This is a genomic window from Shewanella sp. c952, from assembly GCF_019654975.1.
Taxonomy (GTDB): domain Bacteria; phylum Pseudomonadota; class Gammaproteobacteria; order Enterobacterales; family Shewanellaceae; genus Shewanella.
This window is the reverse complement of sequence record NZ_BPEW01000003.1, coordinates 94,470-117,077: the sequence shown is the minus strand read 5'-3', so window position 1 is coordinate 117,077 and position 22,608 is coordinate 94,470. Positions and strand designations below refer to the sequence as shown.

22 protein-coding genes are annotated in these 22,608 nt (G+C 43.1%); 11 read left to right on the top strand and 11 right to left on the bottom strand.

Translation table 11 applies throughout. From position 1 onward, the window contains the following. Window positions 1-112 precede the first annotated feature (112 nt). Window positions 113-1,438, top strand: a complete 1,326-nt coding sequence (locus K5R16_RS03585; protein WP_220736182.1) for an amidohydrolase family protein — start codon at window positions 113-115, stop codon at window positions 1,436-1,438. A 75-nt stretch (window positions 1,439-1,513) separates the two neighbouring features. On the opposite strand, the gene K5R16_RS03580 is transcribed toward K5R16_RS03585, so the two are convergent. Further along, window positions 1,514-2,170 (bottom strand): glutathione S-transferase, encoded by a 657-nt coding sequence (locus tag K5R16_RS03580; protein WP_220736181.1) that lies wholly within the window; start codon window positions 2,168-2,170, stop codon window positions 1,514-1,516. A gap of 329 nt (window positions 2,171-2,499) precedes the next feature. On the opposite strand from K5R16_RS03580, the gene K5R16_RS03575 reads away from it, so the two are divergent. After that, entirely contained in the window at window positions 2,500-3,483 is a 984-nt protein-coding gene (locus K5R16_RS03575) for a rhodanese-related sulfurtransferase (protein ID WP_220736180.1), read from the top strand. A gap of 41 nt (window positions 3,484-3,524) precedes the next feature. Here K5R16_RS03575 and K5R16_RS03570 read toward each other — a convergent pair whose 3' ends face one another. Then, window positions 3,525-4,301, bottom strand: coding sequence for a slipin family protein (locus K5R16_RS03570; RefSeq protein ID WP_374758375.1), 777 nt, complete (start codon window positions 4,299-4,301; stop codon window positions 3,525-3,527). A gap of 22 nt (window positions 4,302-4,323) precedes the next feature. Further along, the gene (locus K5R16_RS03565) at window positions 4,324-5,628 is read right to left on the bottom strand and encodes a nodulation protein NfeD (RefSeq protein ID WP_374758374.1); all 1,305 of its coding nucleotides are present in this window, start codon (window positions 5,626-5,628) and stop codon (window positions 4,324-4,326) included. A 397-nt stretch (window positions 5,629-6,025) separates the two neighbouring features. Between K5R16_RS03565 and yegD the strand changes: the two genes are divergently transcribed. Both yegD and K5R16_RS03555 read left to right on the top strand, forming a co-directional pair. After that, window positions 6,026-7,393, top strand: coding sequence for a molecular chaperone (gene yegD, locus K5R16_RS03560; RefSeq protein WP_220736177.1), 1,368 nt, complete (start codon window positions 6,026-6,028; stop codon window positions 7,391-7,393). A gap of 88 nt (window positions 7,394-7,481) precedes the next feature. Beyond that, complete coding sequence (locus K5R16_RS03555; RefSeq protein ID WP_220736176.1) at window positions 7,482-7,970, top strand: CreA family protein; 489 nt, start codon at window positions 7,482-7,484, stop codon at window positions 7,968-7,970. A gap of 75 nt (window positions 7,971-8,045) precedes the next feature. Here the strand turns inward: K5R16_RS03555 and K5R16_RS03550 are convergent, their stop codons facing one another. Then, the gene (locus K5R16_RS03550; protein WP_220736175.1) at window positions 8,046-8,621 is read right to left on the bottom strand and encodes a type II secretion system protein; all 576 of its coding nucleotides are present in this window, start codon (window positions 8,619-8,621) and stop codon (window positions 8,046-8,048) included. 127 nt (window positions 8,622-8,748) lie between these two features. Then, complete coding sequence (gene azu / locus K5R16_RS03545) at window positions 8,749-9,201, bottom strand: azurin (protein ID WP_220736174.1); 453 nt, start codon at window positions 9,199-9,201, stop codon at window positions 8,749-8,751. A 312-nt stretch (window positions 9,202-9,513) separates the two neighbouring features. Between azu and rsgA the strand changes: the two genes are divergently transcribed. The 6 genes from rsgA (at window position 9,514) to K5R16_RS03515 (ending at window position 17,801) form a co-directional block, all read left to right on the top strand. Next, window positions 9,514-10,560, top strand: a complete 1,047-nt coding sequence (gene rsgA, locus K5R16_RS03540) for a ribosome small subunit-dependent GTPase A (protein WP_220736173.1) — start codon at window positions 9,514-9,516, stop codon at window positions 10,558-10,560. Between the two features lie 342 nt (window positions 10,561-10,902). Beyond that, a complete protein-coding gene (locus K5R16_RS03535; RefSeq protein WP_220736172.1) occupies window positions 10,903-11,394 on the top strand; it encodes a DUF1097 domain-containing protein in 492 nt (163 codons plus the stop codon). 420 nt (window positions 11,395-11,814) lie between these two features. Then, window positions 11,815-13,272, top strand: a complete 1,458-nt coding sequence (locus tag K5R16_RS03530) for a methyl-accepting chemotaxis protein (RefSeq protein ID WP_220736171.1) — start codon at window positions 11,815-11,817, stop codon at window positions 13,270-13,272. 180 nt (window positions 13,273-13,452) lie between these two features. After that, window positions 13,453-14,199 (top strand): hypothetical protein, encoded by a 747-nt coding sequence (locus K5R16_RS03525; RefSeq protein ID WP_220736170.1) that lies wholly within the window; start codon window positions 13,453-13,455, stop codon window positions 14,197-14,199. Further along, window positions 14,196-16,550, top strand: coding sequence for an EAL domain-containing protein (locus K5R16_RS03520; RefSeq protein WP_259649758.1), 2,355 nt, complete (start codon window positions 14,196-14,198; stop codon window positions 16,548-16,550). Before K5R16_RS03525 ends, K5R16_RS03520 begins: the two co-directional genes overlap by 4 nt. Before the next feature lie 9 nt (window positions 16,551-16,559). Further along, the gene (locus K5R16_RS03515; RefSeq protein WP_220736169.1) at window positions 16,560-17,801 is read left to right on the top strand and encodes a hypothetical protein; all 1,242 of its coding nucleotides are present in this window, start codon (window positions 16,560-16,562) and stop codon (window positions 17,799-17,801) included. Between the two features lie 68 nt (window positions 17,802-17,869). Here K5R16_RS03515 and xthA read toward each other — a convergent pair whose 3' ends face one another. From xthA to K5R16_RS03495, 4 genes are all read right to left on the bottom strand, one after another. Continuing rightward, window positions 17,870-18,676 (bottom strand): exodeoxyribonuclease III, encoded by an 807-nt coding sequence (gene xthA / locus K5R16_RS03510; RefSeq protein ID WP_220736168.1) that lies wholly within the window; start codon window positions 18,674-18,676, stop codon window positions 17,870-17,872. A 16-nt stretch (window positions 18,677-18,692) separates the two neighbouring features. Then, the gene (locus tag K5R16_RS03505) at window positions 18,693-18,992 is read right to left on the bottom strand and encodes a YciI family protein (protein WP_220736167.1); all 300 of its coding nucleotides are present in this window, start codon (window positions 18,990-18,992) and stop codon (window positions 18,693-18,695) included. Beyond that, window positions 18,992-19,537 carry a septation protein A gene (locus K5R16_RS03500; protein ID WP_220736166.1) on the bottom strand — a complete coding sequence of 182 codons (546 nt, stop codon included), beginning with the start codon at window positions 19,535-19,537 and terminating at the stop codon, window positions 18,992-18,994. Before K5R16_RS03500 ends, K5R16_RS03505 begins: the two co-directional genes overlap by 1 nt. Window positions 19,538-19,857: 320 nt before the next feature. After that, window positions 19,858-20,232: an STAS/SEC14 domain-containing protein gene (locus K5R16_RS03495; protein WP_220736165.1), complete on the bottom strand. Its 375-nt coding sequence runs from the start codon at window positions 20,230-20,232 to the stop codon at window positions 19,858-19,860. A 304-nt stretch (window positions 20,233-20,536) separates the two neighbouring features. Between K5R16_RS03495 and K5R16_RS03490 the strand changes: the two genes are divergently transcribed. Then, window positions 20,537-21,505, top strand: coding sequence for a dihydrodipicolinate synthase family protein (locus tag K5R16_RS03490; protein WP_220736164.1), 969 nt, complete (start codon window positions 20,537-20,539; stop codon window positions 21,503-21,505). 76 nt (window positions 21,506-21,581) lie between these two features. Here the strand turns inward: K5R16_RS03490 and K5R16_RS03485 are convergent, their stop codons facing one another. Both K5R16_RS03485 and K5R16_RS03480 read right to left on the bottom strand, forming a co-directional pair. Further along, window positions 21,582-21,968, bottom strand: a complete 387-nt coding sequence (locus K5R16_RS03485) for a RidA family protein (protein WP_259649763.1) — start codon at window positions 21,966-21,968, stop codon at window positions 21,582-21,584. A 163-nt stretch (window positions 21,969-22,131) separates the two neighbouring features. Beyond that, complete coding sequence (locus K5R16_RS03480) at window positions 22,132-22,599, bottom strand: hypothetical protein (protein WP_220736162.1); 468 nt, start codon at window positions 22,597-22,599, stop codon at window positions 22,132-22,134. Between the last annotated feature and the right edge of the window lie 9 nt (window positions 22,600-22,608).

Here is a 22,608-nt window from a genome sequence, read left to right as displayed (position 1 = left end):
TTAATTAAAATCGCGACGAAGCAAATAGTTACATGATGTGAATGAGTATTTACATTAATCAGTACTTAGGTATATTCATATCATATAAATGTAACTAAAGAAGATAATACCAATGATAAATCCGGAGCGTAAGCAGCCTAAAATTTCACCAAAATTAAGCTTGGTTACATTGGCGATATCAGTCTTTCTCAGTCAGGCAGCTATGGCTAACACTCAGGTTATTCATGCGGGGGAGCTACTTTCTGTACCAGGCAAAGCACCATTAAAAAATCACACCGTTGTCATCGACGATGGTGCGATTATTGCCGTTAAAAAGGGCTTTATCCCAGCAACTACCTTTGCAAGTGATGCAACGCTTATTGATCTATCCAAAAGCTTTGTGATGCCGGGATTAATGGATATGCATGTGCACCTACAGATGGAACTTGGCCCCGACAACACCGCAGATACCGTGAAACTGTCAGATGCTGATGTGGCGATGAAAAGCGTTCATTACGCCAAAACAACACTGATGTCAGGTTTTACCACTGTGCGTGATCTACTCAGTGAGCCTGAACAAATGTACGCATTACGTGACGGGGTAGAAAAAGGCTGGATAGATGGGCCTAGAATAATCGCAGCAGCAGGGATCTCTATTACGGGCGGGCATTTAGATGCCGATGGAATGGCGCCTGATCTCTTGGCAATGAAGTCATCAAAAATGCTTTGTGACGGCCCTTTTGAGTGTAGAAAAATGACCCGTAAAGCGATTAAGTATGGCGCAGATGCGATTAAAGTTGCCTCAACCGGTGGGGTGCTTTCTAACACTGACACTGGAACGGGTCAGCAGATGACCAATAATGAGTTAAAAGAGATAGTTGAAACCGCTCATTCGCTGGGTCGTAAAGTTGCCAGCCATGCCCATGCTGCAGAAGGAATAAATGCGGCCTTACGGGCAGGCGTCGACAGTATTGAACATGGCAGTTATTCTGATAAAGAGTCGATTAAGCTATTTAAAAAAACTGGCGCCTATTTAGTGCCAACTTTGCTTGCTGGCGCGACAGTGGTGGAGATGGCAAATACCTCTGACTTTATGCCCGCGCCAGTTAAAGCTAAAGCGATTAGAGTGGGCGCTGATATGCTCAACAACTTTACGACCTCCTATAAAGCTGGAGTGAAGATAGCTTTCGGGACCGATAGTGGCGTGTCTAAACATGGGTTGAATGCTGAGGAAGCGGTGTTGATGTATCAGGCTGGCATGAGCACTGCTGATATCTTAAAATCAGCAACAGTAAATGGCGCAGATCTTATCGGCATGAGCGATAAGTTAGGCACGATTGAGGTGGGTAAATACGCAGATATTATTGCCACGGATTCTAGCCCACTAAATGATATTAAGCAGTTACTGGATGTCGATTTTGTCATGAAAGGCGGTAAAGTTTATAAACAAAATTTCTAGACAAAAGTTCATAAGTAATCATGTTGGTATATAGACTACAAAAAGGAGCTAATGCTCCTTTTGTGTTTAATCTATTTACTTTTCGACACCAAATGCGAACTCTTGATCGCTTTCGAGCCAAGTGGGAAATTTTTGCATAATTGTTGTAAACACTTCGCTTTGTAAATGGTTTGCTAGCCACAATTGAACGTTTTTATAGTCAGATTGCTCGAACCAAGCTTTATCTACATGGGCAAACTGCCGAATGAACGGATAGATGGCATAATCCGCAATGCAGGGCTCTTGAGCAAGGAGCTGTGAGTGCTTATCAAGTAAGGTTTCTAATTGCTGTATAAATAGCTCACCTTGTTGACGGTAGTGCTGTTGGCTGAATTCAGGAAAGCGGTCAGCATATTTGTATTTGTCTAACCAAGATTTAAAGACTTGATCGTTATATTCAATTAACGCTTTTGCTGCTTCTTGTTTCTTACTGCTATTAGCCAGTAATAGATCGTTCGGGTCATTTTGTGAAAGTGCCCAACACATGATCTCAAAACTCTCCTCAATGACAGCACCATTTTCTAATATCAATACCGGCACAGTGCCCTTTGGCGACAGGGCAAGCATTGCTTCTGGTTTATGCTTGAGTACAATTTCACGCAAACTGACTGGCTTTTGGGCAAGGTAAATGCCCAGTCTAGCCCGCATAGCGTAAGGGCAGCGTCTAAATGAGTACAAGGTCGGTAAGGTCATATTATTTATTTTAGATAAACTATGTTGTATTAAACGATGCCGCTATTTTTAACTGCCTGCAATGAAATAACAATCAATATTGACTGAATTAGAAAATGCTCAAGCAATTCTCGTTTTGCTATCGTCATTTATTTTACTGATTAAGATTAAAATCTAAATGGTAAGGGGATGGAGTAAGTGTTCTATAAAGGCCTTACTTTTTGTACCTGTTTGTTGTGATGTGATTCAGGTAGACTTCGCGGTTAATTTTGTGCAGCGGCTCACGTTTTGCCGTTGGCGCAGTAAATGCACTGAAGATTAAGCTTCAGCCAGCAGTATAAGAGGTCTCAATGTCAAAAGTTGTTGTTTGTGCCATGTATAAGTTTGTTGCTCTTCCTGAGTTTGAAAATATCCAGAAGCCATTACTCGCCGTAATGGAAGAATCCGCTATTAAAGGTACATTGCTGCTGGCTGCAGAAGGTATTAATGGCACCGTAGCAGGTTCTCAAGCGGCTATTGATGAATTACTGACATGGCTAGCTGCCCAGCCAGGGCTTGATAATATTGTCCACAAACTGTCTTTTGACGAAGAAATGCCATTTTACCGCACTAAGGTCAAACTCAAGAAAGAGATTGTGACCATGGGCGTAGAAGGGATTGACCCTAATAAAGTGGTAGGCACTTACGTTAAGCCTAAGGATTGGAATGCATTGATCTCTGATCCCGAGGTGCTTTTAGTGGATACCCGTAACGACTACGAAGTGCAGATCGGTACATTTGAGAATGCACTTGATCCAAAAACAACCACCTTTAGAGAGTTCCCTGAATACGTTAAGCAGAACCTAGATCCTGCAAAGCATAAGAAAGTCGCTATGTTCTGCACCGGTGGTATACGCTGTGAAAAATCAACGGCTTACTTGAAAGAGCAGGGCTTTGATGATGTTTATCACCTAGAGGGCGGTATTCTAAAATACCTTGAAGAGGTCAAGCAGGAAGAGAGCATGTGGCAAGGCGAATGCTTTGTATTTGATAATCGGGTGGCGGTTAATCATGATCTTGAAAAAGGCCAGTACGATCAGTGCAATGCATGTCGTATGCCTATTACTGCAGAAGAGAAAGCATCGCCACAGTTTGAGCAAGGTGTTAGCTGTCCTCATTGCATCGACAAAGTAACCGACAAACAGCGTGAGCGATTCTTAGAGCGAGAACGTCAAGTGCAGCTGTCAAAACAGCGTGGTGAAGCGCACATAGGTAGTGATGTGGGCGCAGTGATCGAATCTCGTCGAGCAAAGAAAGAACAGCTAAAAAAATCTCAACATGAGAAAAAAGTGTAAGCCACACTCGATAATTTAAAGGCAGCATTAGGCTGCCTTTTTTATTGTGGCTTATTCGACGACTTAGATTCGTTTTCTGTTCTCTCTGCTGGTTTTTGTTCAGAGTTCATTACCCCGTTAAGTAAGTCCATTGGTAGCGGGAACAGAATGGTCGAATTTTTCTCTCCGGCGATTTCAGTCAAGGTTTGTAAGTATCTGAGTAAAATAGCATTGGGCTCTGTGGCAAGCGCGGTTGCAGCTTCTACCAGCTTACTTGAGGCTTCCATTTCGCCAGACGCATGAATAACCTTGGCTCGACGCGTTCTTTCTGCCTCTGCTTGGCGGGCGATGGCTCTGACCATTGTTTCATTAAGATCAACGTGCTTTATCTCTACATTCGACACTTTAATGCCCCAATCATCTGTACGACCATCTAAGATCACTTGAATATCGGCGTTGAGCATTTCACGATTAGCAAGCATCTCATCCAGTTCATGTTGACCTAAGACTGAGCGCAGAGTTGTTTGTGCCAATTGCGATGTTGCTTGTAGAAAGTCTTCGACATTGATTATGGCTTTTTGAGAATCAATAACGCGAAAATACAGCACCGCGTTTACCCTGACCGAGACATTATCACGACTGATCACATCCTGACTGGGCACATCCATGACCACGGTTCTTAAGTCGACTCTCACCATCTGCTGAATGAACGGAATAACAATAATAAGACCGGGACCTTTAACTTGCTGAAAGCGGCCTAACAGAAAAATAACGCCTCTCTCATATTCTCTTAAAATCCTGAAGACACTGATAAGCAGCGAGATCATAATAAATAGCATTACTGCGCTGAATATTGTGCCGTTAGTGATGACAGGTTCCATTAGAGGCCTCCTTATGCTGAGTAGTATTAAGTTCAATTTTCGCGACCAGTAGCGATAGACCGTCAATCTTGATAACGGTCACATTGTCACCTTTACTGAATTTATGCGGGCTTATTGCATTCCAACGTTCGCCATTTAAAGAGACAAAACCTTGGCCGTCAAAGTCAGCAAGCACCGTTGCATTGGCGCCTACTATCGCTTCTTGACCGCTAACAACTGCACGTTTTCGCATACGTAAAACAAAACCGAGTACGAACACGAAAAACAATAGACTGACAAAAGCGACACTACCAATGAGCAGTGGTGATACTTGAAATTGCGCCAGCGGGGTGTCGAATAGGAAAATAGAACCCACCACGAATGCCGCTATTCCTCCAACCCCAAATATGCCAAAGCTAGGAACCATAGCTTCTGTTATTAGCAGCACGATGCCTAAAATAACTAACGCAAGTCCGGCATAGTTCAAAGGCAGCATTTGTAGTGCATAAAGGGCAATAATCAGTGCGATAGCTCCTGTTATGCCAGCCACGCCGATACCAGGGCTATAAAACTCCAATAACAGACCATAAATGCCGATGATCATTAAAATGTAAGCAATATTCGGGTTAGTGATAGTGGCAATAAACTGGTTTTGCCAGCTTGGCTGCTTATCCACTAAGACTGCGCCTTTTAGATCTAGAGTGATTTTTTCTTCGCCTAACTCAATGACACTGCCATCTAATTTTGTTACCAATTGCAGAGGTGATGCTGCGATTAAATCAATCACATTAAGCGCCAGCGCCTCAGTTGCGGTTAATGTGGCTGCTTCAGTGACTGCAAGTTCGGCCCACTCTTGGTTTCTGCCGCGTAACTGCGCTAAAGAGCGTATGTAGGCGATAGCATCGTTAAGGATTTTCTTCTCCATTGCTGAAGGGCTGGGGTTATCATTTTTACTATCCTCGTCTTTATTTGCCGGACTGATTTTGTCAGGTGAGGGGGCACTCGGCCCCATTTGCACTGGCGTTGCGGCGCCTAAGGTTGTAGCGGTTGCCATCGCTGAGATATGGCAGGCATATAACAGGTACGTACCGGCGCTAGCTGCTCTGGCTCCTTTAGGGTAAACCAAACATGCAATGGGAATAGTAGAGGCAAGAACGGCTTGATTGATGTCGCGAAGACTCGAGACCAATCCTCCTGGTGTATCGATAGTGATAATGATAAGTGGAGCTTGTTGTTGGTTAGCTGCATTAATTTCTGAGGTTAGATGATGACTAACAGCAGGCCCAATAGGACCTTTAATACTCACAACGGGAATCTCAGAAGCAAGAGTATTTTTGTCCGCACTCTGCGCTCCCATGCAAAAGAGGGCTGTTAAAAATACTAACAGGGCTAGCTTGCAGCCATACATAATCAAACCTTAGTTAATTTTTTAGTCGAGTTCCTATTTCGGCTAAAAGTCGTACTTTAAGTTTAGTCTATTTTGACAAATTCATTGCAGTCGACGCGATTTGAATTGTGAAATGATTGCTAAAACGTTGCTAAGCACAAGAGCAACAATATGTTCAGTTTTATCTTTTCTGCTTATGAATTTGTTTAGCCTGAGTAGAAATTGTGCTTAGGAATAATTTTTGAAAATAACCCTTTTTGCATCCGATTAACTGTGCTATTTTTCACGGCTTTTTTACGATTAACGGGATAGACTCATGTTTGTTGGATTTGACTATGGTAGTGCCAATTGTGCGATTGGTATTATGCAAGGTGAAGAGGTCTGTTTAGTCCCGCTTAGTGGTGATGCAAAGTACTTAACTTCAACGCTCTATGCGATGGACAGAGAGCTGATTGCCGAAGAGGTACTCAAGCAATTGCCTGACGGGCAAAAAGCTGAATATACCCGTTTACGCTCCGCTCAATTAAGCCGCGCCGCATCAATGCGTCGTGAGCTAGATCTGCTGCCCCATGAGCAAGCTGTTTTCGTTGGTGAAGCTGCTGTAGAGGCGTATTTAGAGATGCCTGACGAAGGTTTTTATGTTCGCTCGCCTAAATCATTCCTCGGCGCAACAGGGCTAAGAGACAATCAAATAGCATTGTTTGAAGATATCGTCACGTTAATGATGATGCATATTAAAACCGTTGCTGAAAAAAATATGCTTGAAAACGGTGTGATAACCCATGCGGTTATTGGTCGCCCGGTCAATTTTCAAGGTATAGGTGGCGAGCAAAGCAATCTACAAGCAGAAGCTATTTTATCTTTAGCGGCCAAACGCGCTGGTTTTATCGATGTGGATTTTCTCTTCGAACCGCTCGCAGCCGGAATGGACTATGAAGCTTCATTAGATGAAGATGTCACTGTGCTGGTGGTCGATGTGGGCGGTGGTACTACAGATTGCTCTATGGTGAAAATGGGGCCAAGTCATATTGAGAATGCAGACCGAAGCCAGGACTTTTTAGGTCATAGTGGTCAGCGGATCGGCGGTAACGATCTCGATATTGCACTATCAATGGCCGCGTTTATGCCGCATCTTGGCTTAGGCAGCTTAATGGTCAATAAGCTTCCAGTGCCAAGTAAACCATTTTGGAATGCAGTGGCTGTTAATGACATTAGCGCGCAACGTGATTTTGCAGCCTTGAACTCAAAAAAACTTATCGAAGAGTTAATTAAAGATGCACAACAACCAGAACTTATAACGCGGCTGCTAAAAGTGCAAAAAGAGCAGTTAGGTTATAAATTGGTTCGTAGCGCTGAGCAAAGTAAAATAGCGCTTTCTAGCGAAGACAGTATTGATACACCACTGAGCTTTGTCCATGCTGGTCTGCATGCCAAGGTGACAGAAGCTGATTTTGAAAATGCGATTACCATGCCACTGAGTAAAGTCGAGTCGTTGATGCGAGAAGCATTGGAGGCATCTGGGGTTAAGCCCGACAGAATTTACGTTACCGGCGGCACTGCTCGTAGCCCTGCGATATACCGCAGGATCTCAGGTTTATTCCCTGATATTCCGATTGTGGTTGGCGATCACTTTGGTAGTGTTACAGCGGGTTTAACCCGTTGGGCACAAAGAGTATTTGCGTAGCACTTTGTTATACTAATGGGTTTAAAAATAAGCCAGATGCTCAGCGATTTACTTTCATGTGAGTATGCAATATGAATAAGGAAAAGTGATGAATAAATTAGCGTTATTAAAAGCGGGATTGCTTGGGATTGTTGCCAGCGCTACTTTAGCGGGTTGCGGTGATGATGTTGGCAAGGTAAGTCTAGGCTTGTTTACCACCAAAGATGTGATTATTGATGCCCGTCATGACCCCAAAGTGGCTGGGGTGACATGTCATATCAGCCGTATTGAAGCCAACCTCAGTTTGGCTGATCCATCTGATATGAGCATCTCTTGTCGTCAAACTGGGCCAATCTCTGCCGCTGATATCGCTGATATCGATAAGAGTAAAAATGGTGAGGTTGTGTTTAAAGCGTCACTGAGCATTTTATTCAAGACGCTTAAAGTACGCCGCATTTACGATGCAGAGAATCAAACCTTACTTTACTTGTCTTACTCAACTAAAGAGACCAATGGCAGTCACAAACATGCCTTGTCTACAGTGCCATTATATGGCGCGCAAGCTTGGATTGATCCGGTCACTATCCAAACTAATTAAAATAAGCGGCGCTATTTAGCCATATTCGATTACAAGATAAATAGCGTCGTTCAATTAATACTTATCGATTGAGCTTTAATTACTGCTAATGACACTGTCAGCGGTACCCGCAACCGAGTCATATACTATTTTTATTTCTGCGGTTTCACGGCCAGCGGTATCATTGAGTGTGCGTAGCACATAGCTGCATTCGGTTTGCCCCGTAGGATTACTATCTGCTGGGTGGCGATAAGCTTGAAAGTCACTGCCGTTATCGACACTGGATAATGACACGCTAGCGGGATCTTCGATTAAGGTATTCCATAAATCAACGCAGCCTTGCTCTCCTTGGCCAATATTGGTTGGTTGTCCCATTGGTTCGCCTTTATCAATTCCTAATGGGAAGCCATTAGCATTCATATCAAGTTCATCACCTGCATAGCCTGGTAGATTATTCATTGGGCTATTGCCACCGACTATTTGCCAGCGAGTGTGGCTGAAGGTGAGAGCTTGCTGATATGAGGCTGCTATCGCTTTAACTCGGCTGATCTCAGCATCACGCCTAAAATCAATAAACTTGGGCGCGGCTATCACCGCCAAAATACCTAAAACGATAATGACTACAACTAGCTCAATCAGCGTAAATCCTTTAACTCTACTCTTTGCGGCCATGCAATGTTTTCTTCTAATAAAGTGAGGCAATTAGCTTAATAGTAATCGATTTGTTATTAAACGAAAATAAAAAAACCGCCAGAATGGCGGTCTAATCTCAATCTTACTTTTCTATGTAATCGATAGCTTATTTGATACTGAAACTTCCCTGCATAATTGCCCAATGACCAGGGAAAGAGCAGAAGAAACGGTAGTCACCTTTTGGATCTAAATCGGTGATACTAAAAGTAATGCTGGTTGATTCGCCACCGCCAATAATGTCGGTATGAGCGATGACTCTAGTATCTCCAGGTTTTACATAGCTATTGCCTGCGCCAGCGGCCATACCTGTATTTGCGATTGCTTGCATATCACCCGCTGTACTCAGCACCCAGTTATGCCCCATTGCAGATTTAGGCAGTTGCCCGCTATGGGTTAACGTAAGAGTAACCTCTTTGCAGCTAGCAGGTACCGATAACTGCTTTTTATCGAACTGCATCGCATCAGTTGCTGAAATTGATAATTCACACTCGTTAGCGAAAGTTGTGCTGCTAAATAACATGAGCATCATAGCGGCGGTAAATATAGTGATAGAACGCATAGTTGTTCCTTAATAGATTAAGTTGAAAACCGAAGCATATTAGAACAAATACCAATGAATGAGAATGATAATCAATTGTAAATAAGTTAAAGATAGTGATGCAGCTATGTTGGCTGTTATACGGCAGGGGCATTTTGTCGCTTTTATTCAATCAAATGGTCTTGAAGATTGCTATTGTTTAGTCACAGAATCAGTAAGGCTTTAGTCTGCATTAGCAACGGCTAACAGCTGTAATACATACTTGCGGCTACAAGCGGCACACAAATTTATGTGAACTTGAGTGATTTTAGATATTTGGAATGGAGAATTGCGTTGGAACAGCAAACTGTCACGTTAACACAACTCGGTTGGAGGCCTTTCTTTCAACAGCAACTAAGCCTTGAGGAGTTAACAGAACTCAGCATTGGTCGAGTGGTTGAGCAGCATCGTAGCCATATTATGCTGTTAAGTGAAGCCGGAAATATACAGCTAACACTACCCCCTCAGTCTGAACGAATTTGTGTGGGAGATTGGGCACTTTTCGACGATTCAAACAGGCTAGTACGCCACTTAGAGCGTCAGTCACTGTTTCAGCGTAAAGCGCCTGGCAGTAAAGTGGCCACTCAGTTAATAGCTGCCAATGTCGATAGCGTAATGATTGTTTGTTCGCTTAATCACGATTTTAACCTAAGCCGCATTGAGCGCTACCTTGCGCTTGCAAAAGAAGCGCAGGTAGAGCCGGTGGTGGTGCTGACTAAGCGCGACTTGTGCAGTGATGTCGATGATAAATGTCAGCAAGCACAGCAGCTTGATCCCTTTATGATGGTGCACGCAGTTAATGCGTTAGATGATGAAAGCCTGCAAGGCCTATCAGCTTACTGCCAAACGGGCAAAACCGTGGCCTTTTTGGGCTCTTCCGGTGTGGGTAAGTCAACGCTCGTTAATGGGTTGATGGGGTTCGAGGCTCAACTTACCAGTGGCGTACGTGAAGATGACAGTAAAGGGCGTCATACAACGACCTCAAGAGCGCTTAAGTGGCTGCCACAAGGAGGGCTGCTGATGGACACTCCTGGAATGCGAGAGCTACAACTTAGCGATTGTGAGCAGGGCGTTAATGACACCTTTAGCGAAATTATCGATTTAGCACAGCAATGTCGCTTTGGTGATTGTAGCCATGAAAGCGAGCCGGACTGTGCAGTTCGAGCTGCACTCAATGACGGCTTACTCGATGAGCGCCGCTTAAATAGCTATCGAAAGTTAATGCGTGAGCAAGCTTTAAATAGCGCAACCTTAGCGGAAAAGCGCGCTAAAGATAAAGCGTTCGGTAAAATGATCCAGGGCGTACAAACAGCTTCTAGAAAATTGAAGAAGAATTATTAGAGGTCAATACTAGGTTAAAAGCAGCAAACTAATCGTTAGTTTGCTGCTTCTGTTTCCTGTCACTCATGCAACAAGTTAAGTCAGAGCTGTAATTTATAATCATCTTATGCTGTTATTGATTTGTCGATGTTGCATGAAACTGCTCTGAATCAGCCTGATCGCGATGCATATAGTAATTTTGTTACATTGCTGTTCATTTTGTGCGCTAAAACACCTTCAATAGCAAATTATTTGTCACAGATCGTGTTTTTTAGCATGCAAAAAGGGTAATTTAGCGTCCTTAATATAAAACACTGTGTTCTTACATAGTAAAAGTATATGTGTCGTTAAAGAGAGGGCTTTATGGAACATCGTTGGCAAATAGCTATTTCAGCAGGATTACTCGCCGCAGTTTGGACGGGCTTCGCTGATGTATTTCAACTTGTTACCTGGATAGGTTTTCTTGGCTGCAGTACCTTTTTTGCTCAAACAGAGTCTGGGGCGAAGGGAATGCTGATGGCAATGACCACCAATCTCTCTGGTGTTTTCTGGGGCTGGCTCATAATCTCTGGTAGCAGTTTCTTTGTATCTCCTCTGTTTGGATATGCCTTTACTGGCATTGCGACAGCGGCAATGTGTTTACAAGCCAGTTATCAAAAACTGGCCTTTATACCTGGTGCTTTTATCGGTTGTTGCATCACATTTGCTATGGGTGGTGATATCGCTGCCATATTACCACCGCTGCTGCTTGGTGCTGTGCTTGGTTACAGCATGAGCTTGTTCACTGCTCAGCTAATATCTCTGACACAAAAATTACAAACCATGCTTGCAGAAAACACTGCAAAAGAATCCTAATACCAATCAATATAAAGATGTGATCGCTATGAGAGTGTTTAGCTGTTTTTGCGGTAAGGTCATAAAATGCTCCTGCCTTAAGCATGTCAGGAACATGCTTGGCCATGTGGTTTGCAATGAGTGAAGAGCATAGTGAAACTAGGTTTAAGCTCATTAACGCAGCATCAGAGCCGCGAAAACTCGCCTGTAAGGAGTATTTTTGGCTTGCTACTTCGGCAACGAATAGACTCATAAGGGAATAACCATTATGCCATTTATCTGCCTTGAATTAGTTCGTCAAAAAAATACTCTGGATAGATCAACGTCTTATACAGATTGGTGTGATTAGCTTTAAAGATTAGCTAAACAATGCCGATATTAGGTTTATTAGCTGAATATTGCTTATAAATGGTCGAAGATAAAGGCCAAGGGAACTTCACGATGAAGCAAATTAATTTTCGAACTGTCGATGCTGTATTAATCAAGCTTAGCCTTAATGGTAAATTCTGGTCGATTTGTACCATGGTCACGCTTATCACGCTTGGGGTTGCAGTCACCAACTATTTTAATAGCACACAGCAGATTGAGGCCGCCTCAGTAGAGCGGGCTCAAGCGACTGTCGATGCTTATGCATCTGTTGCTAACGACCTTCAGCTAAACGACGCTGCACTTGCTGAATTTGCCGCAAAAAATGGCTTAAGTGTGGGTTATGCTCAAAAATCAAATCGAGTTAACAACAAGGTTACCGTGAGCGCTAATCTTGTATCCGAGCAGCTTGTTTACAGCGCCAATGTCGCTAAGTGGGAGCAAGATGCACTGTCACAAGCTAATATGATGTTGTTATTGTCACTGCTTGGCCTGTTGCCTTTGTACCTGGTGAGTTACTGGGTATCTACCTCGCTAGGCGGCGGTTTGTGGGATATGTACCAAGCGATTAAAAGGTTGGCGGATGGCGACTTAAGCTTTAGGCTCAACTTTTTTGGTAAAGACGATTTTAGTTTAATCGCCCGTGAAATTGACCGCAGTGCGGACAACATGAGTGAAATGGTGTCTGCCATTGCTAAAAATGCCGAAACACTTTCTCATGCTGCGAGCGAGTTCCACCAACAGGCAGGTCAAAATGAGCAACTTACTCATGCTCAGCATCAATTTCTTGATACTGTTGCCGTGGCGATGTCGCAAATGACCGCTGCTGTTGAAGAAGTATCAGCAAATGCATCAAGCACTTCAGAACAAACCGAAATTAACTCTTCTCAGGCGGCTAATAGTAAAGTACAGCTTACTGAAGCAGTTGCTAGCATAGGTATATTGACTGAGAGGATCTCTGAAGCCTCTATTTCAGTTGAAGACCTCTCTCATGCAGCGACTCAGATTGGTGAGGTCGTGACCACCATTAATGGCATTTCTGAGCAAACAAACCTATTGGCGCTTAACGCGGCAATTGAAGCGGCGAGAGCCGGTGAGCAGGGAAGAGGTTTTGCTGTCGTCGCCGATGAAGTCAGAACCCTTGCTAGTCGCACGCAGCAAGCGACAGTGGAAATTCAATCTATGATTGAAGGCCTACAAACTGGCACTCACAAACTCAGTAATATTACTGGCGACATCGTATCGCAAGCAAATAAAGGCCGCGAAGCGATTGTATCTGTGAGCAATGATGTTGATAGCATGGCGTTATCGATCAGCACGGTATTTGACATGAGTGCACAAATTGCGGCGTCATCAGAGGAGCAAAGCGTAGCCTCAAGAGAGATCGCATCGCAGCTTAATGACATTCGTGGACAAGCTGAAACAATCAAAGAAACCACTGGTCATTCTATTAGCTTAGCCACTGACTTGAATGATGCTTCAAATGGTTTAGATCAGCTTTTAGGGCAATATACCTTAGCAAAGACTAATTAATTTATACTCGCTTGGGTTGAAGGATATTTAAAAGCAGAGCTAAGGCTCTGCTTTTTTGTGGCTGTATTTCGTTCAAGCTATTCTTTTTCTAAAATAATTTGTAATATTTTTGTTGTTTTGCCTTTCTCTTTTCCAGATCAGCTTATTTATCACTATCGCTTGAAATGGAATAGAAACAATATGGATGTCATCACTAGAATTTTCGCAGTAGCGTTATTTGCATTGTGCTCTTTAGGTGTGCTGTTAATGCAGACTTCAACACGGGTATTTGCTGCAGAACCAGCCGATGTGGCGCTAAGCACAAAAGTGCATATCAAGGTAGTCGATGCCAACGCGCACGCTATGGATAACATGGTTGTTTATCTGCAAGCAAAAAGCATAAGTGATGCCAGTAGCGCTTATAAGACACCGAAAGCCGCACAAGGGTTGGCAATTCCAGTTGAAGTCCATCAAAAAGATAAACAGTTCACCCCATACATTACCGTGGTTCAAAAAGGCCACGAGCTGCAGTTTGTTAACGATGATGATATAACCCACCATATTTATTCTGCAATTGGCCCCAAGCGCTTTTCGTTTAAATTACGCCAAGATGATGCCACTAAAACCATGGTTTTTGACAAAATAGGCCAGATCTCGATGGGATGTAATATCCACGATTGGATGAGCGGTCATATCTTGGTGGTCGATACGCCATATTTCTCCGCAACAGGCGTAAACGGCACTGCAGAGCTTAATGGTATTCCTGCTGGAGAGTACGAACTGATTGTGTGGCACCCGCAGCTCAATAGTCCAAGTCATCGTCAAGTCTTTGCGATCCACAAAAATGATAATCCGTTAGTTTTTACTGCAACGCTCAATGCTGAAATGGGGCAAATCCCCGAGCAAAAAAGCCTTGATGACTTTGAGTTTTTGGAAGGCTACGAATGAAAAACGGATTCTTTAGGCAAATGAATCGATTGCAGATCCGTATTTTTGCTTTTTTTATGTTGCTGTTATTCGCGGTGCAGATGATTTCGTTTGTGATCACTTACAACAATAATCAACGCCTAGCAGCACAGCAGCTTACAAATCAGTTGGAAGTGGCGCAGTTAGTCTTTAAGTCAGAATACGACAATCGTAACTACTATTTATCAGCTTTCGCTGAAACCGCGGCCAAAGACTTTGGCTTAAAAGATATTTTTATTGATGGTGATAGCCGTAGTTTTTTAGTCGCACTTAATAACCACCGCAAACGTATTAACGCTGACTTGGCCATAGCGGTTGCAGCCGATGGCAAGGTTATCGGACAGTTGATAAACCAGTACAACAAAGCGGGTGTGAAAAAGGTGCGCTTAGGTCCAGAGCAAAACCAAACCTTTCGTTATGCGCTAGACAGTGCTTTTCAGCAAATAGACTCGCTGTACGCGTTAGATAGCAGCGTTTACCAAATTAAGTTTGCGCCGCTAACCAGTGGTGGCAACACAGTAATTGGTTGGGTCGGCTTTGGTTTTGTCATTGATGAAGCTCTCGCGGGTACCTTGCAACAATTGACTGGGCTTAATACGGGTTTTTTGTTAACAGAGAAAGGCGCACCAAGCCGATTTCTAGTGAGTGGTCAATCGACTATGGCAGCGAAAGATAGCGCTGCAGTGTTACGGTTTGTCGAAAGCGACTTAGACAACACTGACTATCTGCTGTGGCAGCAATACCTTGGTAGTATGGCTGAACAGCATTTGCATGCTTACATGTACCAACCTCGAGCGGATCTATTACAATCCTTTCAAAAACAGTGGTTATGGCAGCTAGGACTCATTTTATTGATGCTGCCTTTATCGATGTTACTGGCCTTTATGATCTCCGGCAGCGTCACTAAACCGATTAAAAAGTTGGTAGAGCAGGCGAGGTATATTGCTAAAGGTAATTATCACAGCAAAGTATCAGTTGGTAGCAGTGTCGAGATGATGCAACTCGCCGAAGAGTTTACCGTGATGCAGCAAGCGATCCTTAGTCGAGAAAGCAAGATTGCTTTTCAAGCCTACCATGATCCTTTGACAAATCTTGCCAATCGTAATGAGCTAGAGCGGATCACCGCGGGCTGGTTTGAGTCGCAGCAGAATGTGGCTATCTGCTTGATAAATATTCGCCGTATTACCGAAGTCAATGTCACTTTAGGCCACGTCGTTGGTGATGAAGTGATTAAAGAGGTAGGGCGCCGACTAACTGCCATGACGGGTATCGATTTAGTGTGTCGCTTATCGGCTGATGAATATGTGTTAGCTTTTAAAAATCTCGATGCCAAATCGCTTAAAGAGGTACTGCAGCAATTACAACGCAATATTGAGCGAGAGTACCTTTATCAAGATATCAACTTGCATCTGCAAGTTACCGTTGGCACCGCATTTTATTACCCGCCAACGGATTTAGTCACCTTGCTCAGACAAGCCGATACTGCATTACATCATGCTAAAAAGCACAAACTTGACGACCAAGTGTATGACTCACGAATTGATATTAATACCTTGGAGCGCCTACAACTGATCAATGAGTTAAAATCGGCCATTCAGCATGATGAGTTGGTTCTTTTCTACCAACCTAAGCTCGATCTCGCTTTAGGTAAAGTGACCCATGTTGAAGCCCTTGTGCGCTGGTTGCATCCCGTTAGAGGCTTAATCCCGCCCGATACATTTATTCCCATAGCAGAAAAAACAGGCCAAATGAATGCCTTAACTCGCTGGGTTATGGTCGAGGCGATAGCGCAATATCATCGCTGGAAACTGCAGGGCATTGAGCTGGCCATTGCGATAAATATTTCAGCAGAAAACCTAAAAGATGAGTCTTTCTGCCAATGGGTGCTAGACATTATTGCCGACCAGAATATGCCTATTGAAGCATTGACGTTAGAGATCACTGAAGACGCAGTGGTAGCCGATCCAGCCACAGCCATCAAACAGTTAAGTGTATTGCGCCAATACGGCCTTAAGTTATCAATTGATGATTATGGCACTGGCTATTCATCGCTTACGCAGCTTAAACAGTTACCCGTTGACGAACTCAAAATAGACCGTTCTTTCATTCAGCAGTTGATGATCAATGGTGATGATAGAACCATCGTCAATTCGACCCTGCAATTAGCTCATAGCTTAGGTTTATCGGTTGTTGCAGAGGGGATAGAGGATAAGGCGACTTTATCTTGGTTGAAACAACGAGGTTGTGAAATGGCACAAGGTTATTATCTATCGCGGCCAATAGATGCTGATGCACTCAGCCAATGGCTCGTTGAATTTCCAACTCACGAATAAGAAGAACAGATGAATACAACAGTATGGATACTCGTAGTATTAAGCCTATGTTTAACCCAAAACGTCTACGCCGTTGAGCAGAAGATATCGGGGATAGTTGATGTACGTACAACCGCTACCGATGGGATTCGTTCTTTTGTTGACGGCGGCCTAGGAAAGTTTAGGTTCAATCCACAAACACAAGTGTCATTAGCTCAAGGTGGATTAAGTTATCAAGCCACTTGGGACAATGGCATAGGGGCGCATGTTGTCGCTAATGCCTATTGGGATGGGGTGAAAGACAATGTTGGTATCTCAGAGGCTTATCTCAGTTATAAAAGTTTACCTTGGGACAGTGGCTTTAGAGTGACCGCAAAAACGGGCATTATTTACCCGCACATTTCGCTGGAAAACATCGCCACGGCTTGGTCATCTCCTTATACCTTGAGTTACTCATCAATCAATAGTTGGTTTGCCGAAGAGGTACGGCATATTGGCGCAAATGTCGGCTTGCAACACCTTGGCAAGTTCTCCCAATCGGAGCATGACTTTGGTTTTAATGTTGAGACGTTTATCAATAACGACACCACTGGAGCCATGTTGGCGTGGCATGGCTGGACACTCGGTTCCAGACAGACACTTTGGCAAGAACATATCCCATTAAGTGCTATACCTGCGCGCAACGACGGCGGCATGTTAGCAGGACAAGCTGCAGAGTCTGATCCGTTTATAGAACTTGATAACCGACTAGGATATCACTTCAGTGGCAATTGGCAGTGGCGAGGCAAGGGAAAAGTTAACGCGGGTTACTACAACAATAATGCCGATACCCGCGTGGTAAAACAGGGGCAATATGCATGGTTAACTCGTTTTGCCTATGTAGGCTCCAAGTGGCGCTTACCGAACGGTATTGATTTTATCGGCCAATATCTGCAGGGCGATACCATGATGCGATCTCCATACGGCATGGTCGTGGTTGATAACGACTACCACAGTGCTTATTTACTGTTTAGCAAGCGCTGGCAAGCCCATCGATTAACGGTGAGGTTGGAAGATTTCGCAGTAAAAGATAACGATAATACCCTTGATGACGACAACAGTGAAAACGGTCAAGCCTATAGCGTTTCATATGCTTATCAGCTGCGTAAAGGCTGGTTTTTACAGGGCGAATATAACCTTATCGATTCAGAGCGTCCAGCACGGGCAGTGCAGGGTGCGAGTGCTGAGTTGCTAGAGCAGCAGTGGCAACTGGCTAGCCGCTACTATTTTTAGTTGGGTTAACGGCAGATACAAAAATGCCAGCAGTAAAGCTGGCATTTTTAGTTTAAACCATGTTTAAGCTAGCTAAAGCTGCTCCAAATCGGTGCATGATCTGATGGCTTTTCAATGCCACGTAGATCGTAATCAACATCTGATTCTACCAGGCGTTCTGCCAGTGATTTTGTCGCTAGAACCACATCAATACGCAGACCACGGTTATCAACAAAACCCTTACTGCGGTAATCAAACCACGAGTAGCGCTCACTGCGAGTTGGATGTAGTTGACGGAAGGTGTCAACTAAGCCCCAATCCATCAACGTTTTAAGCCATTCACGCTCTTCAGGTTGAAAGCTACACTTACCCGTTTTCAACCAGCGTTTAGCGTTAGGTTCACCAATGCCAATGTCTAAATCGACTGGGGAGATATTGATATCACCAATAATGGCAATATCTTCATCAGCGCTATGATGTTCATTTAAATAAACCATTAAATCTTTATAGAACTTGCGCTTTGCCGGGTACTTTGTTTCATGGCTAATGTTGTCGCCTTGAGGGAAGTAACCATTTAGCACGGTGAGTGGACGGCCATTTTCCTGCATAAAGGTGCCCATAATCATCCGACGTTGAGCATCTTCTTCATCGGTCGGAAAGCCCTTTTGAACCTTTAACGGTTCAGCCTTAGACAGCATAGCCACACCATAATGCGCTTTACCACCGTGGTAATGCACTTTATAGCCCATCGCTTCAACATCAGCGAGAGGAAAAGCCTCATCGTGTACTTTGGTTTCCTGTAAACCAATCACATCTGGCTGATGGCTATCGATTAAGGCTTGCAGTTGATGCAATCTTGCACGCAATCCATTGATATTAAATGAAACAATCTTCACTGTTGAGTCCTTTTAGTTACGGCAACACTAACTTGTATGGTTTAACGATAACACTTTGGTACACGCCTGCGGCAATATAAGGGTCGGCATCAGCCCAGCGCTGCGCATCTTCAAGAGATGGGAAATCAGCAACTACCAAAGAGCCAGTAAAGCCTGCTTCGCCTGGGTTCTCGCTATCAATCGCTGGGTGTGGGCCTGCAATCAACAACTTGCCTTCATCGGCTAATAACTGTAGACGAGCAAGGTGATCTGCACGAACAGATAGACGTTTTTCTAAGCTATTTTCAATATCTTGTGACGAAATCATGTACCACATTATTTGAGTTCCTTCTTATCTTCTTCAGACATGTTTTTAAATAGATAAAATACAGTAAGCACGGTATTGATGAGGGTTAGGGCGGTTAGGCCAAATACTTTAAAGTTAACCCAAGTCTCTTGCGACAGGCTAAAGGCTACATAGATATTAACTAGGCCACAGACGACAAAAAACAGTACCCAATACCAAGTGACATGCGCCCAAATTCTGTCCTCTACAACCAGTTCTTTGCCAAGCATGCTTTTTAAAATTGGCTTGTTCATAAATTGACTGACAGCTAATGCAATAGCAAACAAGGCGTAAACGATAGTGACTTTCCACTTGATAAAGGAATCATCATGCAAAATAAGGGTCAATGAACCAAATACAGTGACCATGGCAAAGGTAATGAGGTGCATCTTTTCTAACTTTTTATACAGCATGTAGCTAATAATAAGTTGTAACGCGGTGGCGGCAATTAAGGCACCGCTAGCGATGTAAATGTCGAAAAATTTGTAGACGGCAAAAAAGATAACCAAAGGCAAAAAGTCGAGCAACTGTTTCATAGGGTAATATCAATTATAAATTCATAAAAGTGAGGCTGAGTGTAGCATGCAAGCTAACTAGGAAAAAGCGCAACAGCCTAACTTGAGTGCTTCGGTAAACTGCTGTTCAGTTAGGCAACATTAGGGTTACAAGATTACCGCTAAGCTGCGCATGTCTCGGTCATTATTTGTTATGAAATGTCGTTGAGTTGACTGAAAACCGGGGCAGAGGTCGCCCCATTTGTGATTCACTGATTTGTCGTCATCGATTGCTTTTTTAGGCACTCAATGAAAACAGGCTCGTCTAATTTTAGTTCGGCATAAAACACTACAGCACTGCGCTACTCATCGTTATTTGAAACGATCCAGGTTTTGGCTAAATCAAGCTCACTGTACTTAAAAGCTTTTACCTTCGCGGATATAAAATGACTCGCGATATCTTCAGCAATCGAGCTAAGTGAAGAGTCTGTCACTAAGGCGATATTTTTGATCTCTTTATGGTGATTTTTTACAAAAGTTAAGTGGGATAAAAGGCCGCCAAACGAGTCCCATCCTGGAAAACTCTCTACAGAGATGATCAGCCCGTTCAGTTTGCCATGTTGCTCAATGAAGGGGTCAATGACTTCAGTTGCCCTTTTAAAGTCAGCTTCAGAGAGGCTTGAGTCAGGGGAAAGCGTGGCAATGGCGTTTGCTACATCAATCTCAATGTTTAGCATAAAATTAACTCCTGTATGTTTAGCTTACAGCTTAAAGTCGCGCTCTGTTCCATCGAAATAAAGCATAGCAGTTAAATGTGAATTTACAGCTGAAATCACTTTGTTGATTAATAATCGGAGGCTAATGTGTAGGTCTCTGAGTTCAGAGAACAACTGAAGTTTGCCGTGTTATACGCTTAGAGCGGTAACTTTAGTCTTTGGCGGCGCAACCCAATAAATCTCCCGCTTTTCCCAAAGTTATTTAACTGGTACAATACGCCACGTATAATGTATGCAAAATATTTTTTAAGTAAAAGGTAATATGATGGAAACGAATAGTTCAGATTGGCGATACACGGTTATGCCGGCCGTGTTTACGTGGCTTAAAGAGTCAGAATCCGGTGCCCTTGAAATTGACTTTGATGCAACAAAAAAATACGCTGCAGATATTTTAAAAGTTCAAGGAAAAGGCGGAAGCCGAATGGGTGGACTTGTCGGTTCTGGTACTCTAGGTGAGAATAGCTACCTAAGCTCAGAGCAGCGTCTTTCTGCACTTAAAGCTCTTTCTGAAGTTGCTAAAGAATACAATGTCCCGTTGATCAGTGGAGCAGCGGCAGAAACTAAAGAAGAGCTTGCTGAAATCGTTAGAGAACTAGCGACGGTTGGAGTGGATACCGTAATGGTGATGCCACCAAAAACCAAGAACGTTCCTTCTGACGAAGAGATGTATGCGTACTATGAGCTTTCTGCCATAGCAGCAAAAGAGGCAGGCGTAACCATTATGCCTTATAACAACCCTGACGCCGCCGGATATCACGCACTTTCAACAGATATTCTTAGAAGACTTTCTGCTCTAGCTGAAGTAACAGCTCTCAAAATTTCGACTACAGATGTTTCAACTATTGAAACACTGATGTTAGAGAACAAAGAGTTAAAAATCTTAGCAGGTGTTGACACTGTAACTGTACATGCCGGACTTGCTGGAGCATGCGGTGGAATTACAGGCGTAGGCTGTATATTCCCAAAAGCGAGTGTCACTATGCAGGAGTATGTTAATAATGGCGAATGGGCTGAGGCAAACAAAATTTCTCAGGCTATGAATTCCATATCATATCTTGATGCACAGCCGTTGCTTATGGAATACCTTAAGTTTGCTTTTGGCATTCACCATAATGATGCTACTGGAGGTCTTCGTACCTTTGGTAAGACATTAACTCAACAGCAAATTGATGATGTTCGCGCAAGATATATTCTAGCGAAAGAAAGACTTGAAGCTCTGGATTTAATTGGCTAATTCTTTCCAATATTCAAAAAGAGAAAGCTCCGTTTTAACGGGGCTTTTTTTGTGGTTATTTATTAGCTTGTTATGTTTACGGTAACACGACAACAATCTCGACTTCTAAAAAGTGTGACTCACTCCATAACCTTTTTACTTCAACCCAACTGGCAGACGGATATTTACCGTCAAAATGAGCCTTACGTATTGGGATTGACGATTTTAACTTTTCAATGTCAGTAGTGAAGATAACTTCTTTTACGATAGCATCAGTTCCAACATTATAATCAGACAATATCTTCTTGATGTTAGTGTATATATCATCTACTTGGTTTTCAAAGCTGACTTTTTCGCTCGTAATACCAGAGATATACAAAGTGTTATTATTTTTCACAACCTGGGTATAACCAGTTTCATTCTCCCAAGGAAAATAATTTTTTCTTTCAATAGATTGGTTCGTTGTGATGCAGCCACAAAGCAAGATACTACAAGATATTAGTAATGATTTTTTAACCAAGTTTATCAATTGAACTCCAATGATGAAAAGTAAACATAACGCCCAAACAATGGACAAGTATCAGTCGGCCAAAATAGGCGGGGCAGGAGCAAAAAGCCAACTATTATTTGTCTTTTTGAGTGACTTGTTATACGTAATTTCTCCGCATAGTCTCTATAGCCTTTTGGTTCTTTTTATTTAGTTTCTCATAACTTTTATGCTTGGAAAACTTTGGTCCAATCCAACCATCTTCGTGAGTAAAAGCCATAGTCCAAGCTAAGTTCTTTGGAAAGATATGGAAGTCCTGTAGATGTTCGTTACCTATTGGCTTCTGAGTAACTACATAGACGATCTTTTCATCTTGCCCGAAACAGTCTTCCATGATTACATATTTAGGGGCTTCATGTTTACAATACTCTAGATTTGCTTCTTCACTTTGAAGATCACACTCCATTATGTCCCACATATAAGTTTTAAAACGCAAAATTCCTTTAAAAGAAGTTCTGCTTGGGCAAAACGCAGCAAGCCAAGTATGAGCGATCCTGATTGCATCTTCATCTCGTACAACTTCATATTTTTCGATGCCTAAAGATTCAGGCAGACTAGTTCGATTCATATTTACACA

Coding starts and splice junctions, on each gene's coding strand:
- K5R16_RS03585 (WP_220736182.1), top strand. CDS start 113: ATGATAAATCCGGAGCGTAAGCAGCCTAAAATTTCACCAAAATTAAGC.
- K5R16_RS03580 (WP_220736181.1), bottom strand. CDS start 2,170: ATGACCTTACCGACCTTGTACTCATTTAGACGCTGCCCTTACGCTATG.
- K5R16_RS03575 (WP_220736180.1), top strand. CDS start 2,500: ATGTCAAAAGTTGTTGTTTGTGCCATGTATAAGTTTGTTGCTCTTCCT.
- K5R16_RS03570 (WP_374758375.1), bottom strand. CDS start 4,301: ATGCTATTTATTATGATCTCGCTGCTTATCAGTGTCTTCAGGATTTTA.
- yegD (WP_220736177.1), top strand. CDS start 6,026: ATGTTTGTTGGATTTGACTATGGTAGTGCCAATTGTGCGATTGGTATT.
- K5R16_RS03555 (WP_220736176.1), top strand. CDS start 7,482: ATGAATAAATTAGCGTTATTAAAAGCGGGATTGCTTGGGATTGTTGCC.
- K5R16_RS03550 (WP_220736175.1), bottom strand. CDS start 8,621: ATGGCCGCAAAGAGTAGAGTTAAAGGATTTACGCTGATTGAGCTAGTT.
- azu (WP_220736174.1), bottom strand. CDS start 9,201: ATGCGTTCTATCACTATATTTACCGCCGCTATGATGCTCATGTTATTT.
- K5R16_RS03535 (WP_220736172.1), top strand. CDS start 10,903: ATGGAACATCGTTGGCAAATAGCTATTTCAGCAGGATTACTCGCCGCA.
- K5R16_RS03530 (WP_220736171.1), top strand. CDS start 11,815: ATGAAGCAAATTAATTTTCGAACTGTCGATGCTGTATTAATCAAGCTT.
- K5R16_RS03525 (WP_220736170.1), top strand. CDS start 13,453: ATGGATGTCATCACTAGAATTTTCGCAGTAGCGTTATTTGCATTGTGC.
- K5R16_RS03520 (WP_259649758.1), top strand. CDS start 14,196: ATGAAAAACGGATTCTTTAGGCAAATGAATCGATTGCAGATCCGTATT.
- K5R16_RS03515 (WP_220736169.1), top strand. CDS start 16,560: ATGAATACAACAGTATGGATACTCGTAGTATTAAGCCTATGTTTAACC.
- K5R16_RS03505 (WP_220736167.1), bottom strand. CDS start 18,992: ATGTGGTACATGATTTCGTCACAAGATATTGAAAATAGCTTAGAAAAA.
- K5R16_RS03500 (WP_220736166.1), bottom strand. CDS start 19,537: ATGAAACAGTTGCTCGACTTTTTGCCTTTGGTTATCTTTTTTGCCGTC.
- K5R16_RS03495 (WP_220736165.1), bottom strand. CDS start 20,232: ATGCTAAACATTGAGATTGATGTAGCAAACGCCATTGCCACGCTTTCC.
- K5R16_RS03490 (WP_220736164.1), top strand. CDS start 20,537: ATGGAAACGAATAGTTCAGATTGGCGATACACGGTTATGCCGGCCGTG.
- K5R16_RS03480 (WP_220736162.1), bottom strand. CDS start 22,599: ATGAATCGAACTAGTCTGCCTGAATCTTTAGGCATCGAAAAATATGAA.